The sequence below is a fragment of the Mesorhizobium sp. P3_A2 genome, assembly GCF_056403115.1.
In genome coordinates, this window is the sequence record NZ_JBFUGC010000010.1 from 272,027 (window position 1) to 286,698 (window position 14,672).

At 63.8% G+C, this 14,672-nt stretch carries 15 protein-coding genes; 10 read left to right on the forward strand and 5 right to left on the reverse strand.

The window, feature by feature from the left end:
• Nucleotides 1–6 precede the first annotated feature (6 nt).
• On the forward strand, nt 7–804 hold the full coding sequence (locus AC1DXM_RS23455) for an RlmE family RNA methyltransferase (RefSeq protein WP_477236617.1): 798 nt from the start codon (nt 7–9) through the stop codon (nt 802–804).
• Between the two features lie 11 nt (nt 805–815).
• Here AC1DXM_RS23455 and AC1DXM_RS23460 read toward each other — a convergent pair whose 3' ends face one another.
• Nucleotides 816–2,237: an MFS transporter gene (locus AC1DXM_RS23460; protein ID WP_477236619.1), complete on the reverse strand. Its 1,422-nt coding sequence runs from the start codon at nt 2,235–2,237 to the stop codon at nt 816–818.
• Between the two features lie 229 nt (nt 2,238–2,466).
• Between AC1DXM_RS23460 and AC1DXM_RS23465 the strand changes: the two genes are divergently transcribed.
• The 5 genes from AC1DXM_RS23465 (at nt 2,467) to AC1DXM_RS23485 (ending at nt 5,842) form a co-directional block, all read left to right on the forward strand.
• A complete protein-coding gene (locus AC1DXM_RS23465; protein WP_112563531.1) occupies nt 2,467–2,712 on the forward strand; it encodes a type II toxin-antitoxin system Phd/YefM family antitoxin in 246 nt (81 codons plus the stop codon).
• Entirely contained in the window at nt 2,709–3,164 is a 456-nt protein-coding gene (locus tag AC1DXM_RS23470) for a PIN domain-containing protein (RefSeq protein ID WP_477236621.1), read from the forward strand. Before AC1DXM_RS23465 ends, AC1DXM_RS23470 begins: the two co-directional genes overlap by 4 nt.
• 144 nt (nt 3,165–3,308) lie before the next feature.
• Nucleotides 3,309–4,811, forward strand: coding sequence for an IMP dehydrogenase (guaB, locus tag AC1DXM_RS23475; protein WP_112563527.1), 1,503 nt, complete (start codon nt 3,309–3,311; stop codon nt 4,809–4,811).
• Between the two features lie 43 nt (nt 4,812–4,854).
• Nucleotides 4,855–5,400 carry a hypothetical protein gene (locus tag AC1DXM_RS23480; RefSeq protein WP_477236653.1) on the forward strand — a complete coding sequence of 182 codons (546 nt, stop codon included), beginning with the start codon at nt 4,855–4,857 and terminating at the stop codon, nt 5,398–5,400.
• A 22-nt stretch (nt 5,401–5,422) separates the two neighbouring features.
• Nucleotides 5,423–5,842, forward strand: coding sequence for an MAPEG family protein (locus tag AC1DXM_RS23485; protein WP_477236623.1), 420 nt, complete (start codon nt 5,423–5,425; stop codon nt 5,840–5,842).
• Nucleotides 5,843–5,858: 16 nt separating this feature from the next.
• On the opposite strand, the gene rnd is transcribed toward AC1DXM_RS23485, so the two are convergent.
• From rnd to AC1DXM_RS23500, 3 genes are all read right to left on the reverse strand, one after another.
• Nucleotides 5,859–7,010, reverse strand: a complete 1,152-nt coding sequence (gene rnd, locus AC1DXM_RS23490; RefSeq protein ID WP_112563616.1) for a ribonuclease D — start codon at nt 7,008–7,010, stop codon at nt 5,859–5,861.
• Between the two features lie 75 nt (nt 7,011–7,085).
• Nucleotides 7,086–8,330, reverse strand: a complete 1,245-nt coding sequence (locus tag AC1DXM_RS23495; protein ID WP_477236625.1) for an MFS transporter — start codon at nt 8,328–8,330, stop codon at nt 7,086–7,088.
• Nucleotides 8,331–8,431: 101 nt separating this feature from the next.
• A complete protein-coding gene (locus tag AC1DXM_RS23500; RefSeq protein WP_477236627.1) occupies nt 8,432–9,637 on the reverse strand; it encodes an MFS transporter in 1,206 nt (401 codons plus the stop codon).
• Between the two features lie 129 nt (nt 9,638–9,766).
• Between AC1DXM_RS23500 and AC1DXM_RS23505 the strand changes: the two genes are divergently transcribed.
• On the forward strand, nt 9,767–10,525 hold the full coding sequence (locus tag AC1DXM_RS23505; protein WP_477236629.1) for a DeoR/GlpR family DNA-binding transcription regulator: 759 nt from the start codon (nt 9,767–9,769) through the stop codon (nt 10,523–10,525).
• 43 nt (nt 10,526–10,568) lie between these two features.
• On the opposite strand, the gene AC1DXM_RS23510 is transcribed toward AC1DXM_RS23505, so the two are convergent.
• The gene (locus AC1DXM_RS23510) at nt 10,569–11,450 is read right to left on the reverse strand and encodes a DMT family transporter (protein ID WP_477236631.1); all 882 of its coding nucleotides are present in this window, start codon (nt 11,448–11,450) and stop codon (nt 10,569–10,571) included.
• Between the two features lie 93 nt (nt 11,451–11,543).
• On the opposite strand from AC1DXM_RS23510, the gene AC1DXM_RS23515 reads away from it, so the two are divergent.
• The 3 genes from AC1DXM_RS23515 to AC1DXM_RS23525 all read left to right on the forward strand — a co-directional run.
• Nucleotides 11,544–12,416 (forward strand): LysR family transcriptional regulator, encoded by an 873-nt coding sequence (locus AC1DXM_RS23515; RefSeq protein ID WP_477236633.1) that lies wholly within the window; start codon nt 11,544–11,546, stop codon nt 12,414–12,416.
• Nucleotides 12,417–12,549: 133 nt separating this feature from the next.
• Complete coding sequence (gene aspS / locus AC1DXM_RS23520; protein ID WP_477236655.1) at nt 12,550–14,340, forward strand: aspartate--tRNA ligase; 1,791 nt, start codon at nt 12,550–12,552, stop codon at nt 14,338–14,340.
• A 127-nt stretch (nt 14,341–14,467) separates the two neighbouring features.
• A partial coding sequence (locus tag AC1DXM_RS23525; protein WP_477236635.1) for a transposase occupies nt 14,468–14,672 on the forward strand: 205 nt, incomplete at its 3' end.

Sequence of the window (14,672 nt, forward strand, 5' to 3'; positions counted from 1 at the left end):
AGCGTTATGACCAAGAAGCCAGAAAAGCCGGGCTCCGCAAGCATCCGCGTGTTGAAGACGCGGATCAAGAAAAAGAGCGGCCTGAAGGAATCGTCGCGCCGCTGGCTGCAGCGCCACATCAACGACCCCTATGTCCAGAGGTCGAAGGCAGATGGCTACCGCTCGCGCGCGGCCTACAAGCTGATCGAGATCGACGACAAGCATCATCTCTTGAAGCCCGGCATGAAGGTCATCGACCTCGGGGCCGCGCCCGGCGGCTGGTGCCAGGTGGCGGCCGCGAGGACGAAATCGACGGCGGAGAATCCACATGTCATCGGCATCGACTATCTCGAAATGGATGCTGTGCCCGGCGCTCCCGTGCTACTGATGGATTTCCTCGATCCCGAAGCGCCGCAAAAGCTCGCCGAAGCGCTGGGTGGCGACCCCGATGTCGTGTTGTCGGACATGGCAGCACCCACCACCGGCCACAAGCGAACCGACCACATCCGCACCATGCATCTGTGCGAGGTGGCAGCCGATTTCGCGCTGGCGGTGCTGAAGCCGGGCGGGCACTTTTTGGCCAAGACCTTTCAGGGCGGCGCCGAAAACGAGCTGCTTTCGATGCTCAAGAAGAACTTTCGCTCGGTCCACCACGTCAAACCGCCGGCGTCGCGCGATGAGTCGGTGGAGCTGTATTTGCTGGCGAAGGATTTTAAGGGGCGAGAGGCCGGTCCGCCGTCAGGTGGATCGGAACGTCCAGTGGACGTTCCGAAGGACTCGAGCGCCCGGAGCCATGGCGGAGGGCCGGGGGACGCCGACGCCTGATCGGGCCGCCGCTACTTCCCAGCCGTGCTCACCGACTCCAGCGTCTTCGGCCTCGTCAGCCGGCCATGCCCAGACACCCCGTTGCCGGCGTCCGGCGCCAGCCGCATGAACGATATTGACGCCGCCGCCGACACCGCCGCCACCATGAAAAACGCGATGTGGAAATCGCCAAGCGTCAGCGGGCCGCCATGGATCGAGGTCGACACTTCCAGTATGCCGCCGGCCAGCGCCACGCCGAGCGCGATCGACAGCTGCTGGAACACCGCCGTGATCGGCGTTGCCTTGCTGGTGTCCTCGGCCGACACTTCGGCATAGGAAAGCGCGTTGACGCCGGTGAAGAACATCGAGCGGATGAAGCCGCCGACCAGCAATATGGCCAGCATCAGTGCGTAAGGCGTCTCCGGCGTGAACAGGCCGTATATGGCGATCGATGCGGCGGCGATCAGCGAGCCCCAGATCAAAACGCGGCGGAAGCCGGCTAGCCGGAAGATCAGCGCCGTGACGAACTTCATGCCGATGGCGCCGATGGCCGAGACGAAGGTGATCATGCCCGACTGGAACGGCGTCAGCCCGAAGCCGATCTGGAACATCAGCGGCAACAGGAACGGCACCGCGCCGATGCCGATGCGAAACAGCGAGCCGCCGAGCACCGAGGAGCGGAACACCTGGTTGCGGAACAGTTCCAGCGCCAGCAGAGGGTTTTTGGCGCGCCGCGCATGCAGGAGGTAGAGCACGCCCGAGAGCAGGCCGACCGCCACGGTGATGAAGCCGATCGCCGGCGGCAGGTAGGGCAGGCTGACCACCGACAGGCCGAAGACAACGCCGGAGGCCGCCAGCCCGCTCAGCACGAAACCGACGAAATCAAGCGGCGGCGTCTCCATCGATTCCGTCTCCGGCAGGAAGCGCGTCGCCAGCCAGATGCCGATCAGCCCGATCGGCACGTTGATCAGGAAAATCCAGTGCCAGGTGAAATAGGTGGTGATGAAGCCGCCGATCGGTGGTCCCACAAGCGGCCCGACCAGCGCCGGCACCGTCAGCCATGACATGGCGGCGACCAACTCGCTTTTCGGCGTCGCGCGCACCAGCACCAGGCGGCCGACCGGCGTCATCATGGCGCCGCCTATGCCTTGCAGGAAGCGCGAGACAACAAAGGCCGGCAGCGAATTGGAGATGGCGCACGCGACCGAGCCCAGGATGAACACGCCGATCGCCGCCCGAAACACGTTCTTGGCGCCAAACCGGTCGGCCATCCAGCCGCTGATCGGAATGAAGATCGCCAGCGACACCAGATAGGCGGTCAGCGCCAGCTTGAGCGCGATCGGGCTGGTGTGGATGTCGACGGCGATCGCCGGCAGCGATGTCGCGATGACGGTCGAATCCATGTTTTCCATGAAAAGAGCGACCGCCAGTATGAGCGGAATGATGCGGTTCAACGAACGCGTCCGAACTGGGCAAAAGGTGCGTGCTGACCGGGGCAAGCCGACACGAAAAGGCGGTTATCACGCCTTTACCCGTATGTCGCATGAATTTGCTGTCACTTTTGTGCGACCGCCTGCTCACGCGGGCATGGCAGCGTTCCAAGGCAAGCAGAGAGGAATAGCTCTTGCGAAAGGCGACGCGACGCATTATTGTAGTGAATATAACTACTATATGGGCTTTTTCATGGAAGAGGCCGTTTCGGCAGCCGATGCCAACCGCAAATTCTCGCTCCTCCTGCGCGGTGTTCGGGAAGGGCAAAGCTATGTCGTGACCAGCCATGGACGACCCGTTGCGCGGATCGTGCCCGCAGGGCAGCCCGACGCCGTGGCTTCCCGCTCGCGCACCGCGCTGCTGTCGCGCCTCGAACGCCAGCCTGTATTAGAGGCCGGGCGCTGGACCCGCGACGAGCTTTACGAGGACGAGCGGTGAAGGTCGCGCTTGATACCAACATCCTTGTCTATGCGGAGGGGATCAACGGAGCCGAGAAGCGTGACATCGTGTTCGATCTGCTGCGCGACATGGCGCAGGAGGCCGCCATCATTCCGGTCCAGGTGCTCGGCGAGCTGTTCACCGTTCTGACACGTAAGGCCGGACGGTCGCGCACGGAAGCCCGTGACGCCTTGTTGAGCTGGCGCGACGCGTTTCCGGTTGTCGGCACCACACCGGAGGTGATGACGGTGGCGGCCGATCTCGCGACCGATCACCATTTCGGCATCTGGGACGCAACTATCCTTTCCGTTGCCTCGCAAACCGGTTGCCGGCTGCTGCTGTCGGAAGACCTGCAGGACGGCTTCACCTGGGGCGGCGTAACGGTTGTCAATCCTTTCGCATCGCCGCGCCATGCCCTGCTCGATGCTCTGCTGGGCAAGTCCGCCGAATAGGCAATCACCCGCTTTTCATCGGCGCCGCGACGTGTTACCAGCCAGCGCCAATCCTGAAAGGGAAGAAACGAGTCGGCGCTGTCCATTGCGGTCCAGCGCTTTTTTGTATTCTCCCAGCGCTTTTTCGTATTCGAAGGACTGGCCATGGCAAAAATCATCGAAACGTCCACCGGCGCGCTGGCGCTGACCTTTGACGACGTGCTGTTGCAGCCCGGCCATTCCGAGGTCATGCCCGGCGAGACCGATATCCGCACCCGCATCGCCACCGACATCGACCTCAATGTGCCGATCCTTTCGGCCGCCATGGACACTGTCACCGAGGCGCGGCTTGCCATCGCCATGGCGCAGGCCGGCGGCATCGGCGTCATCCACCGCAATTTCTCGCCGGCCGAACAGGCCGAGCAGGTGCGCCAGGTCAAGAAATTCGAATCCGGCATGGTCATCAATCCGGTCACCATCGGCCCCGACGCCACGCTTGCCGACGCGCTGGCGCTGATGCGCACCTATTCCATCTCGGGCATTCCGGTGGTTGAGAATGGCGGCACCGGTGGCCAGAAGATCGGCCGCCTGGTCGGCATCCTGACCAACCGCGACGTGCGCTTCGCCTCGGATCCGGGGCAAAAAGTCTACGAATTGATGACCCGTGAGAACCTGATCACGGTCAAGGAGAATGTCGACCAGGACGAAGCCAAGCGGCTGCTGCACCAGCACCGCATCGAAAAGCTCGTCGTCGTCGACAAAAAGGGCAATTGCGTCGGCCTGATCACCGTCAAGGACATCGAGAAGTCGCAGCTCAACCCGCACGCCACCAAGGACGCGCAGGGACGGCTGCGCGCCGCCGCCGCCACCAGCGTCGGCGATGACGGCTTCGAGCGCGCCGAGCGGTTGATCGACGCTGGCGTCGACCTGCTGGTCATCGACACCGCGCATGGCCATTCGCAGCGCGTGCTGGATGCCGTGACCCGGGCCAAGAAGCTTTCGAATTCCGTGCGCATCCTGGCCGGCAATGTCGCTACCGCCGAAGGCACGCAGGCACTGATCGATGCCGGCGCCGACGCCGTCAAGGTCGGCATCGGCCCGGGTTCGATCTGCACCACGCGCATCGTCGCCGGCGTCGGCGTGCCGCAGCTTTCGGCGATCATGTCGGCGGTCGAGACGGCGCACAAATCCGGTGTGTCGGTCATCGCCGATGGCGGCATCAAATATTCGGGCGACCTGGCCAAGGCGCTCGCCGCCGGCGCCAGTGCGGCCATGATCGGCTCGCTGCTCGCCGGCACCGACGAAAGCCCGGGCGAGGTCTATTTGCACCAGGGTCGCTCCTTCAAGGCCTATCGCGGCATGGGGTCGGTCGGCGCCATGGCGCGCGGCTCGGCCGATCGCTACTTCCAGGCCGAGGTGCGCGACACGCTGAAACTGGTCCCGGAAGGCATTGAAGGGCAGGTGCCTTACAAAGGACCTGTGTCTGGCGTTCTGCACCAGCTTGCAGGCGGGCTAAAAGCCGCTATGGGTTATGTCGGCGGCCGCGATCTTGCCGATTTCCGCGAGCGCGCCACCTTTGTGCGCATATCCAACGCCGGACTTCGTGAAAGCCACGCCCATGACGTCACGATTACCCGCGAAAGCCCGAACTATCCCGGCGGAGCCTGAACAGCAGCCGGAGCGGCACTTGCTCTGGCGCAACCAGGCGGCAATCGTGCTGCGGCTGTCGCGTCATGCCGGCGCGCTATGCGTTGCCTCCGCGGCGGTTTTCATCGCCATGACGCTGCTGGAGTTCTTCTATTTCCGCCAGTTGAGCGGCGGCCTGCCGTCGCTCGACGTGCGCTTTGGCGGTTTTACGCCGGATGAGGGCATGGCCTGGCTGACCGCACTCGGCCGGCGCGGCAGCGAGATCATCCTCGTCTGGCACTATCTGACCTTCGACCTTATGTTCCCGGCGCTGCTGTCATTGACCATGGTCAGCCTGATCCTTGCCACCGGGCGGCGGGTGAAGCTCTTTCGCACCCTGCCGGTACAGTTTCAGTCGCTGTTGGCGCTGGCTGTGGTGCTTCCATACACCTGCGCCGACTATGCCCAGAACATTGCGGTGGCGCGGCTTTTGTCCGATGCGCTGTCGGCCAATCCGGATTCACTGTCCTTCGCCTCGTCTCTGATCGTCACCAAATTCGCGCTTCTGGCGATACCTGTCGCCGTCATCGCGGCTTTCATCGTCGCCAGCCAGCGGCGTCCACAGGCATGAACAACAAAGTACGGGCAACGCCATGAGCCAGACGGCAATCTTCTGGCCGATGCTGGCGCAGGTGCTGCTGGTCTATATCGTCTATGTGGTAATGGGCCGGCGCCGCTACGGTGCGGTCAAATCAGGCGAAGCCAAGGTCGGTCAATACAAGACGCGCACGACCGAGCCGGCGTCCAGCGTAACCGTCGCCAACAATCTCATCAACCAGTTCGAACTGCCGGTACTTTTCTACGTGCTGTGCCTGGCGCTGCACGCGACCAATGGCGTCAATTATCTGACCCTGGCTCTGATGTGGATTTTCGTGATTTCCCGCTATGCCCACGCCTGGGTCCACCTGACCAGCAACAATCTGCGGTTTCGCAGCCGCGCCTTCTACCTGGGCGCGATCATTCTCTTGCTGGCATGGATCTGGTTCGCGCTGCATCTGCTCGGCCTGGTTTGAGCAGGCCGGCAAGTCTCTACAAATCGAACACCGCGATCTTGCGCTTGTCGAACTTGATGCCGATTTCGCCGCGCACCAGCTTCAGCGCAGCCTCGCCGAACACGGCGCGCCGCCATCCCTGCAGCGCCGGCACGTCGGCGGCTTCGCCTTCGGCAGCGATGCGGTCGATGTCGTCGCTGGACGCCAGCACTTTCGAGGCGACGCCTTCCTTCTCGGCGACGATCCGCAACAGCACTTTCAGCAGCTCTGCAGCCGCGCTCGAACCCTCGGGCGGCTGAAAGCTCTTGGGCAGCTTCGGCATCTCTTCCCGGGGCAGAGCGAGCGCGGTGTTGACCGCGCCGAGCAATGCGGTTGCCGTCGATGACCGTTCCCAACCTTTCGGCGTGGTGCGCAGCTTGCTCAACGCGGCCGCATCGCGCGGCGCCTGCTGGGCGACCTCGTATATGGCGTCATCCTTGAGCACCCTGCCGCGCGGCACGTCGCGCTCGCGCGCCTCGCGCTCGCGCCATGCCGCCACCGTCTGCACGATCGCCAGCTCCTGCGGCTTGCGCAGCCGCATCTTCAGCCGCTTCCAGGCATCTTCGGGGTGCGGATCGTAGGTCTCGCGCGAGGTCAATACCTCCATTTCCTCGTTCAGCCAATGGGCGCGGTTTTCCCGCTCCAGTTCGGCGCTGAGGTGCTTGTAGACATCGATCAGATGAGTGACGTCAGCCAGCGCATAATCGAGCTGCTTGTCGGACAGCGGCCGGTGGCGCCAGTCGGTGAAACGCGATGACTTGTCGAGCCGGGCGCCGGTGATGCGCTGCACCAGCTGGTCGTAGGAGACGCTGTCGCCGAAGCCGCAGACCATGGCCGCGACCTGGGTGTCGAACACCGGATGCGGCACCAGATCGCCGAGATGGACGATGATTTCGATGTCCTGGCGCGCGGCATGGAACACCTTGACCACCGCCTCGTTGGCCATCAGCCGGAAGAACGGGGCGAGGTTGATGTCGGGCGATAACGGGTCGATCAGCGCGGTGACGCCGGGCGCCGCCATCTGGATCAGGCACAGAATCGGCCAGAACGTCGTTTCGCGGATGAATTCGGTGTCGACGGTGACGAAATCCGACTTTTCAAAAGCGGCGAGAACGGACTCGAGCTCATTTTGGGTGGTGATGACGTGCATCAAATCGCTTTTTAGTAACGGGTAAGGTCCTCTTTCAATTTCAGCCGTGGGCGCTTTCGTCAAGCCGCCCTTCGGTCAAGTATCCGTCGATCCGTCGGAATCGCCATTCCTGCGCGCCAGCCGCGCGAACACAGTCGATGTGCGCAGCAGCGCCGTAAAGTGGCTGCGCTTGCCCGCCGGCACGCTGCCACGCACCTGCATGCGGTAGAGGATGACGGCGATGAGGGTGGCATAGACCGCAGCATTGAATACAAACAGGGCGCCCGGTCCGAAAACCTGCATCACCGTCGACGCCGCGAAGGGGCCGCCAATGGCGCCGAACGAATAGAACAGCATCAAAGCGGCGTTGATTAGCACGAACTCGCCCTTGTCGGCGCGGTCGTTGGAATGCGCCGCCGACAACGAATAGAGCGGCATGGCGAAGCTGCCGAAGATGAAGACGATGACCAGGTTGAGGGTCGGATTGGCGCCGGCGACGAAGGCCAGCGCCAGCGCCGCCAGCAGGGCGCCGCATGTCGTGGCCAGCAGCACCGCGCGCCGGTCCCAGCGGTCGGAGAGATAGCCGAGCGGATACTGGATAAGGGCGCCGCCAAAGATGCCGACGCTGACGAAGGTGACAACGTCGGCCACCGACATGCCGATCTGCTCGGCATAGACCGGCGACAGCGTGCGGAAGGCGCTGTTGGTGACGCCGACGCAGATGCAGCCGAAGCAGCCGAGCGGCGAGATCCGCCAGACGCGCGCCAGATCCAGCTTGACGTCTTCCGGCGGCGTCGGGTTGGAACGGTCGCCAAGCGACACCGGGACGAGCGACAGCGTGATCATCATCGACATGATGGCGAAAATGGCAAAGCCGCCGGGGCCGAAGATCGGGATCAGGAACTGCGCGCCGGTCACCGAGCCGATATCGACCATGCGGTAGATCGCCAGTACCCGCGCGCGATCCTTGTTTTCGACGCCGGAATTCAGCCAGGCTTCCATGACGGTGAACAGGCCGGCAAAGCAGAAGCCGCCGGCAAAGCGGATCGCGCACCACATCACCGGATCGATGACCAGCACCAGAAGCAGCGTGCCGGCCGAGGCCGTGGCGGCCAGCGCCGAAAAGGTTCTGACATGGCCGACCGCCTTCAGGATTCGGGTGACGGCGAGGCAGCCGAGCAGGAAGCCTGCGAAATAGAACGTGCCCATCAAGCCGATGTCGGAGGCGGAAAACCCTTCCTGCGCGCCGCGCAGCGCGATCAGCGTGCCCTGCAGCCCGTTGCCGCCAAGCAGGATGCCGGCGGCGATGAGGAGCGGGATCAGCGGGCGGATGGAGGACATGAAGGAAATCGCTTGGTCGGCTTCCTTCTTGAACCATCATATCAGCCAATGCCAGCGGCAATTCTGCTAGCCAACAGGCGCGTGCCCTACAAGATCGCCGTTCAAGCTTCGTGAGCCCTCGCCAACGCTTCGCCCGCTGCCGGCGCGACAGGGCTGGCCGCCCTTCGGCCAAGCGAGCCGGCGGTCAGCAGGCTGAGGATGATAAACGGGATGCCGATGCCGAAGGCCGAGCGGATGCCCCAATGGTCGGAGACGAAGCCGAGCAGCGGCGGGCCGAGCAGGAAGGCGACGAAGGAGATCTGCGACAGCGCCGCGACATTGATTGCCGCCGAGCGGTCCGTCCGCTGGGCGGCCGCCGAGATCGCCAGCGGAAAGATCGCACTGCTGCCGATGCCCAGCAGGGCAAAGCCCAGCATCGATACAAGCGGGGCAGGCGAGAAGAAGACCAGCAGCACGCCTGCCGCCATCGTCGCCAGCAGCACCCGCGCCACGCCGCTTGGCGAGTGGCGCTCGACAAAACTGTCGGCGAAGAAGCGCGTGCTCGCTTGCGAGAATGCAAACAGCGCCACCGTGAAGCCGGCGACGAACGGGCCTGCATCGAAGACGGTGCGCATGTAGATCGCCGACCAGTCGATGCTGGCGCCTTCCATCAGCATCGCCGACAGTGTCACCGCGACGAGGACGAGGATCGGCAGCGTCGGCCGCGCCAGCCTTGGCGCCGTCTCGTCATTGCCGGCGAAGCGGCTCGGCGCCGGTTCGTAGCCGCCGAGAAACAGCGCTATTCCTATCGCCACAATCGGTACGACGATCGCCAGGTGCAGTTGCGGCGATATGCCGAGATGCGCAAGTGCGGCGCCGAACAGGCCGGCGCCGAAAAAGCCTATGCTCCAGAACGAATGCGCCCGGTTCATGATCCGGCGCTTGAGCAGGAATTCGGTCCTGTCGGCCTCGATATTGAGGATGATCTCGACGCTGCCGATCATCAGGCCGACTGGAATGAGCATCAGGAACAGGGCGAGCGGCCCAGGCGCGTGCACGGCAATGGCATAGGCAACCGACAAAAGCGGAACCAGCCCGAGCAAGGCGCGGCGGAATCCGACGCGCTCCAGGATCGGCGCCGCTAGCGTCAGCGCGGTCAAGGTACCGATCGGCGTCCCGATCAGGCTGAGCCCGAGCGTGCCGTCCTCGATGCCCATGGCATGCTTGATGTCAGGCAGCCGCGGAAAGATGTTGCCCATGCCGAACGAGTAGATCGCAAAACCGGCATAGACCCGGTGTTGCGGAGCGAGGCTGAGGCCGAAGGTCATGACGATGCTTTCAAGACAGGGGGGAGGCTTTCAAGAAAGGAGAGCGGGTTTCCGTCGCCTGGATGTGCCTACATCTTGCACAAACATGCAAACCATGCAAGAACGTGCACAAAGAAACAGGATCATGCAATGCTGACCGATGAGCGGCATCAAATCATCCGCGATCGCCTGGCCGTCGAGGGAAGGGTGCTGGCCGGCGAGCTGGCAAGCCGCTTCGGCGTTTCGGAAGACACCGTTCGCCGCGATCTCAGGGAGCTCGCGAAGGCTGGGCAATGCCGCCGCGTCTATGGCGGCGCGGTCGCAGCCGCACCGTTTGCCGCCACGCCTGTCGGCCTGCGCGCCGGCCATGCGGTCGAAGAGAAGACGCGGCTGGCCCGCGCGACCGTGTCATTGCTTTCGCGCGGACAGACCCTGTTCATCGACAGTGGCTCGACCAATGCCGCGATTGCCCGGGCCATCCCGCGCGACCTCGATCTGACCGTCGCCACCAATTCGCTCGAAGTTGCCACCGCGCTGTCAGAGCACGCTTTGATCGAGCTGATTGTGCTGGGCGGCCGGTTCGACCGCCACCTCGGCGCCTGCGTCGGCGCCGACACGCTTGCCGCCGTCGCGCAGCTTGGCGCGGACCTGTTTATTCTGGGATCGTGCGGTCTCGATGCCTCGCGCGGCGTGACGGCCTTCGATTCGGCGGAGGCCGAGGTGAAGCGGGCCATGGCCAAGAACAGCATAGGCATCGTCATCGCCGTCACCAATGACAAGCTGGCCACCGCCGCACCCTACCGGGTCGCCAGGCCCGAGGCGATCCGCCATCTTGTGGTCGAAAAGACCGCGCCGGCCGCGATCCTCGCCGATTTCGAGCGTCAGGGCGCTGAGATCCATTTGGCTTAAAGGGGGCTCGGCGCGCTGGCTGTTCACGCGAGTGGCTTGACCGTCACAGGCCGAATCTTCTGGTGGCTCCCGAAGCGATCGCTATTCCGGCCAGCACCGCCACGAGCCCGACAAGCAGGTTCGCGCTAACCTGTTCGCCCAGAAAGACGACGCCGAAGATCGACGCCGTTACCGGATTGACCGCAACCGAGACGGCAACCAGTGTCGGCGCGGCGCGCCTCAGCGCGAATGCCCAGAGAAAGAAAATGAACGCGCCGCAGACGATGGCCAGGTAGCCGCTCGCAATCCACTGCGGCGCATTCAGCGTCGCAAGTCGTGCGAGGCCGCCGTTTGAAGCCGCAAGGGCCGACAGGCAGACCGCACCGACGCCCATGCCAAACGCCACGAACGGGATCGGCGCGGTGCGTGACAGGAATGGTCGGGACCACACGCTGTAGAGCGCCATGCAGAACGCCGCCGCGACCATGATGAGGTCGCCGCGCCACGCACCTGCGGGAGCCGTCGCCAGGCTGGTGCCGAGTGCTGCGGCCACCCCCGCCATGGCGATCAGGACGCCGGCGATCTTGCGCATCGTCGGCGGCTCTATCCGCAACACCGCTCCGGCAAGCATGGTCAGCAGCGGCAGGGTCGAAAGCGCCAGCGCACCACGCGCCGCCGTCGTGTAGACAAGGGCTCCATTGAAGAGCACCGGAAACAGACCGAAGACCAGCAGACCCAAGGCGCTGGCGCCGAGCCAGTCGCTCTTCGGCGGCCATGTGTCCCGCCGCCAGAGCGCCACTGCGACCAAGACCAGAAAGCCACCACTGAACCGCACCGCGCCGATGGTGAGCGGATCAGGCGTGCCGGCGAGATATCGTGTTGCGCCGACGGCAGTGCCGCCGAGAGCGCTGGACAGAATCGCCGCGAGCACGCCCAGAATTTCCATTGTTTCCCGACCTTGCCAGTTCAGCGCCAGCGATATCGGGCAGGTTGGTCGAAAGGAATCGAATAAGCGCAATGAGTTTGATAATGTTTGGCTATGAACATTCCAAGCCTCGACCCCGAACTGCTGCGCGCCTTCGTCGTCGTTGCCGACCGGCTGTCGTTCACGCGCGCCGCCGAGCAGCTCAATCGAACCCAGGCCGCCGTCAGCTTGCAGGCGAAACGTCTCGAGGAGCGCCTCGACACCGCCCTGTTTCGCCGCTCGACCGCTCGCGTCGAACTGACGGCCGCCGGGGAGGGCTTTCTGACCGATGCGCGCCGCATCCTCGCCCTCAACGAGCAGGCAATTGCGCGTGTTTCCAATCGTGTGGCCGGGCACGTTCGCATCGGGGTGATGGAAGACTATGGCACCAGGATCCTGCCAAGCCTGCTTGCCGACATTGCCGAGCGATTTCCGCTCGTGCAGGTCGACATGGAGATCGGTCTCACCGCCTTGCTGCTCAAACGCCTCGGCTCATCCTTTGACGCGGTCATCGCCATGCATCCGGAGGGCACGACCGAAGGTGACCTGATATGCCGCGAAAGAGCGATCTGGGCGGCAGCGTCCACCCGTGCCGTCGAGGAGCTCGATCCGCTGCCCGTCGCTCTGTCCTATCCCGATTGCCTGTTTCGCGCCTGGGCCATCGACGCGCTCGACAAAGCAGGCCGGCCATGGCGACTGGCCCTATGTCAGCCCGAGCCTCGCCGCCACGGAGGCAATCGTCGAGCAGGGCCTGGCGATCACCGTGGTCAAAGGCAGCATGCTGGCGCCTGGCCTGCGCGGTATCAATCCCGGCCGTTATGTGCCGCCATTGCCCGGGGCGGAGATACGCCTTCATCGCGCCGCAACGTCTTCCGCCAGCGCGGCATTGGTCGTCGATCATCTTGCACACCGCCTCAGGCAATCGGCCCTGGGCTCATAGGCCTGTGAGGGGGAAAGCCGAAAGACGACCAAGATACCAGCCAAGGCCGGCTTGCCTTGACAAATCAGACCTCCCATGCGCTTTTCGCGCAAATTTTTGAGGCCGGCTTCGGCCCGCAACATCCGGACTTTACCCATGACAATGCATCGTTACCGCAGCCACACCTGTGCCCAGTTGAGAAAGAGCGACGTCGGCTCTTCGGTTCGCCTGTCGGGCTGGGTGCATCGCGTGCGCGACCATGGCGGCCTGCTGTTTATCGATCTGCGTGACCATTACGGCCTGACCCAGATTGTCGCCGATCCGGATTCGCCCGCCTTCAAGGTCGCCGAGACGGTGCGCGGCGAATGGGTGATCCGTGTCGACGGCGAGGTCAAGGCGCGCCTGCCGGACACCACAAATGCCAACCTGCCGACCGGCGAGATCGAGATTTTCGCCCGCGAGATCGAAGTGCTGTCGGCGGCCAAGGAATTGCCGCTGCCGGTGTTCGGCGAGCCGGACTATCCCGAGGATATCCGCTTGAAATACCGCTTCCTCGACCTGCGCCGCGAGACGCTGCACAGGAACATCGTGGCGCGCACCAAGATCATCGCCGAGATGCGCAAGCGCATGACCGATGTCGGCTTCACCGAATTCTCGACGCCGATCCTGACGGCCTCGTCGCCGGAAGGCGCGCGCGACTTCCTGGTGCCGTCGCGCATCCATCCCGGCACCTTCTACGCGCTGCCGCAAGCGCCGCAGCAGTACAAGCAGCTGATCATGGTCTCCGGCTTCGACCGCTATTTCCAGATCGCGCCCTGCTTCCGCGACGAGGATCCGCGCGCCGACCGTCTGCCCGGCGAATTCTACCAGCTCGACCTCGAGATGAGCTTCGTCGAGCAGGACGACGTGCTGTCGACCATGGAACCGGTGATGCGCGGCGTCTTCGAGACCTTCGCCAACGGCAAGCCGGTGACGCAGAAATTCCAGCGCATTCCCTATGACGTCGCGATGCGCAAATACGGTTCCGACAAGCCGGACCTGCGCAACCCCATCGAGATGCAGGCCGTCTCCGATAATTTCCGCGACTCTGGCTTCAAGGTTTTCGCAAACATCCTGGCCAACGATCCAAAGGCCGAAGTGTGGGGCATTCCGGCAAAGACCGGCGGCAGCCGCGCGTTCTGCGACCGCATGAACTCCTGGGCGCAAGGCGAGGGCCAGCCGGGGCTGGGCTACATCTTCTGGCGCAAGGAAGGCGACAAGCTAGAAGGCGCCGGTCCGCTGGCCAAGAACATTGGTGAGGAGCGCACCGAGGCGATCCGCCAGCAGCTTGGCCTTGCCGATGGCGACGCCGCCTTCTTCGTTGCCGGCGATCCGAAGAAGTTCGTCACCTTCGCAGGTGCCGCACGCACGCGTGCCGGCGAGGAGCTGAACCTCGTCGACCGCGAGCGCTTCGAACTGTGCTGGATCGTCGACTTCCCGTTCTTCGAATGGAACGAGGAGGAAAAGAAGATCGATTTCGCCCACAACCCGTTCTCGATGCCGCAGGGTGGTATCGAGGCGCTGAATGGCAAGGATCTGCTCGGCATCAAGGCTTTCCAGTACGACATGGTCTGCAACGGCTTCGAGATCGCTTCCGGCGGTATCCGCAACCATCTGCCGGAAACCATGGTCAAGGCGTTCGAGACGGTCGGGCTGGATCGCGCCACGGTCGAGCAACGTTTCGGCGGCCTCTACCGCGCCTTCCAGTATGGCGCCCCGCCGCATGGCGGCATGGCGGCCGGCGTCGACCGTGTCGTCATGCTTCTGGTCGGCGCCAAGAACCTGCGCGAGATCACCATGTTCCCGATGAACCAACAGGCCTACGACCTGTTGATGAACGCACCTTCGGAAGCCAGTCCCCAGCAGCTGCGCGAGCTCTCTCTGCGCGTCGCGGCGGTGAAGAAGGACGTCTGATCGCGAAGTTCCCGCGGTTCTTTAACAAACCGCGGGAACCGATTCTTTCGGATAGACAATCCAACAAAAAAGCCCGGCATCGCTGAACTGACCCCCGAAAGTTGGACACAACCTTCGGGGGTTTTGCATGTCCAGACACAGCGCGCGTTTCAAGCGAACGGTTGTCGATAGCTATTTGCGTGGGGATGAAAGCTACGCGAGTGCGGCGTCGAACCATGGTGTTGACGCAGCGACAGTTCGCAAGTGGGTTGCTTTGTACCAGGCGCATGGCGATGCCGGGCTGTCGGGTAAGTACGGTCGTTACGACGCGGCGTTCAAGCTGTCAGTGCTTG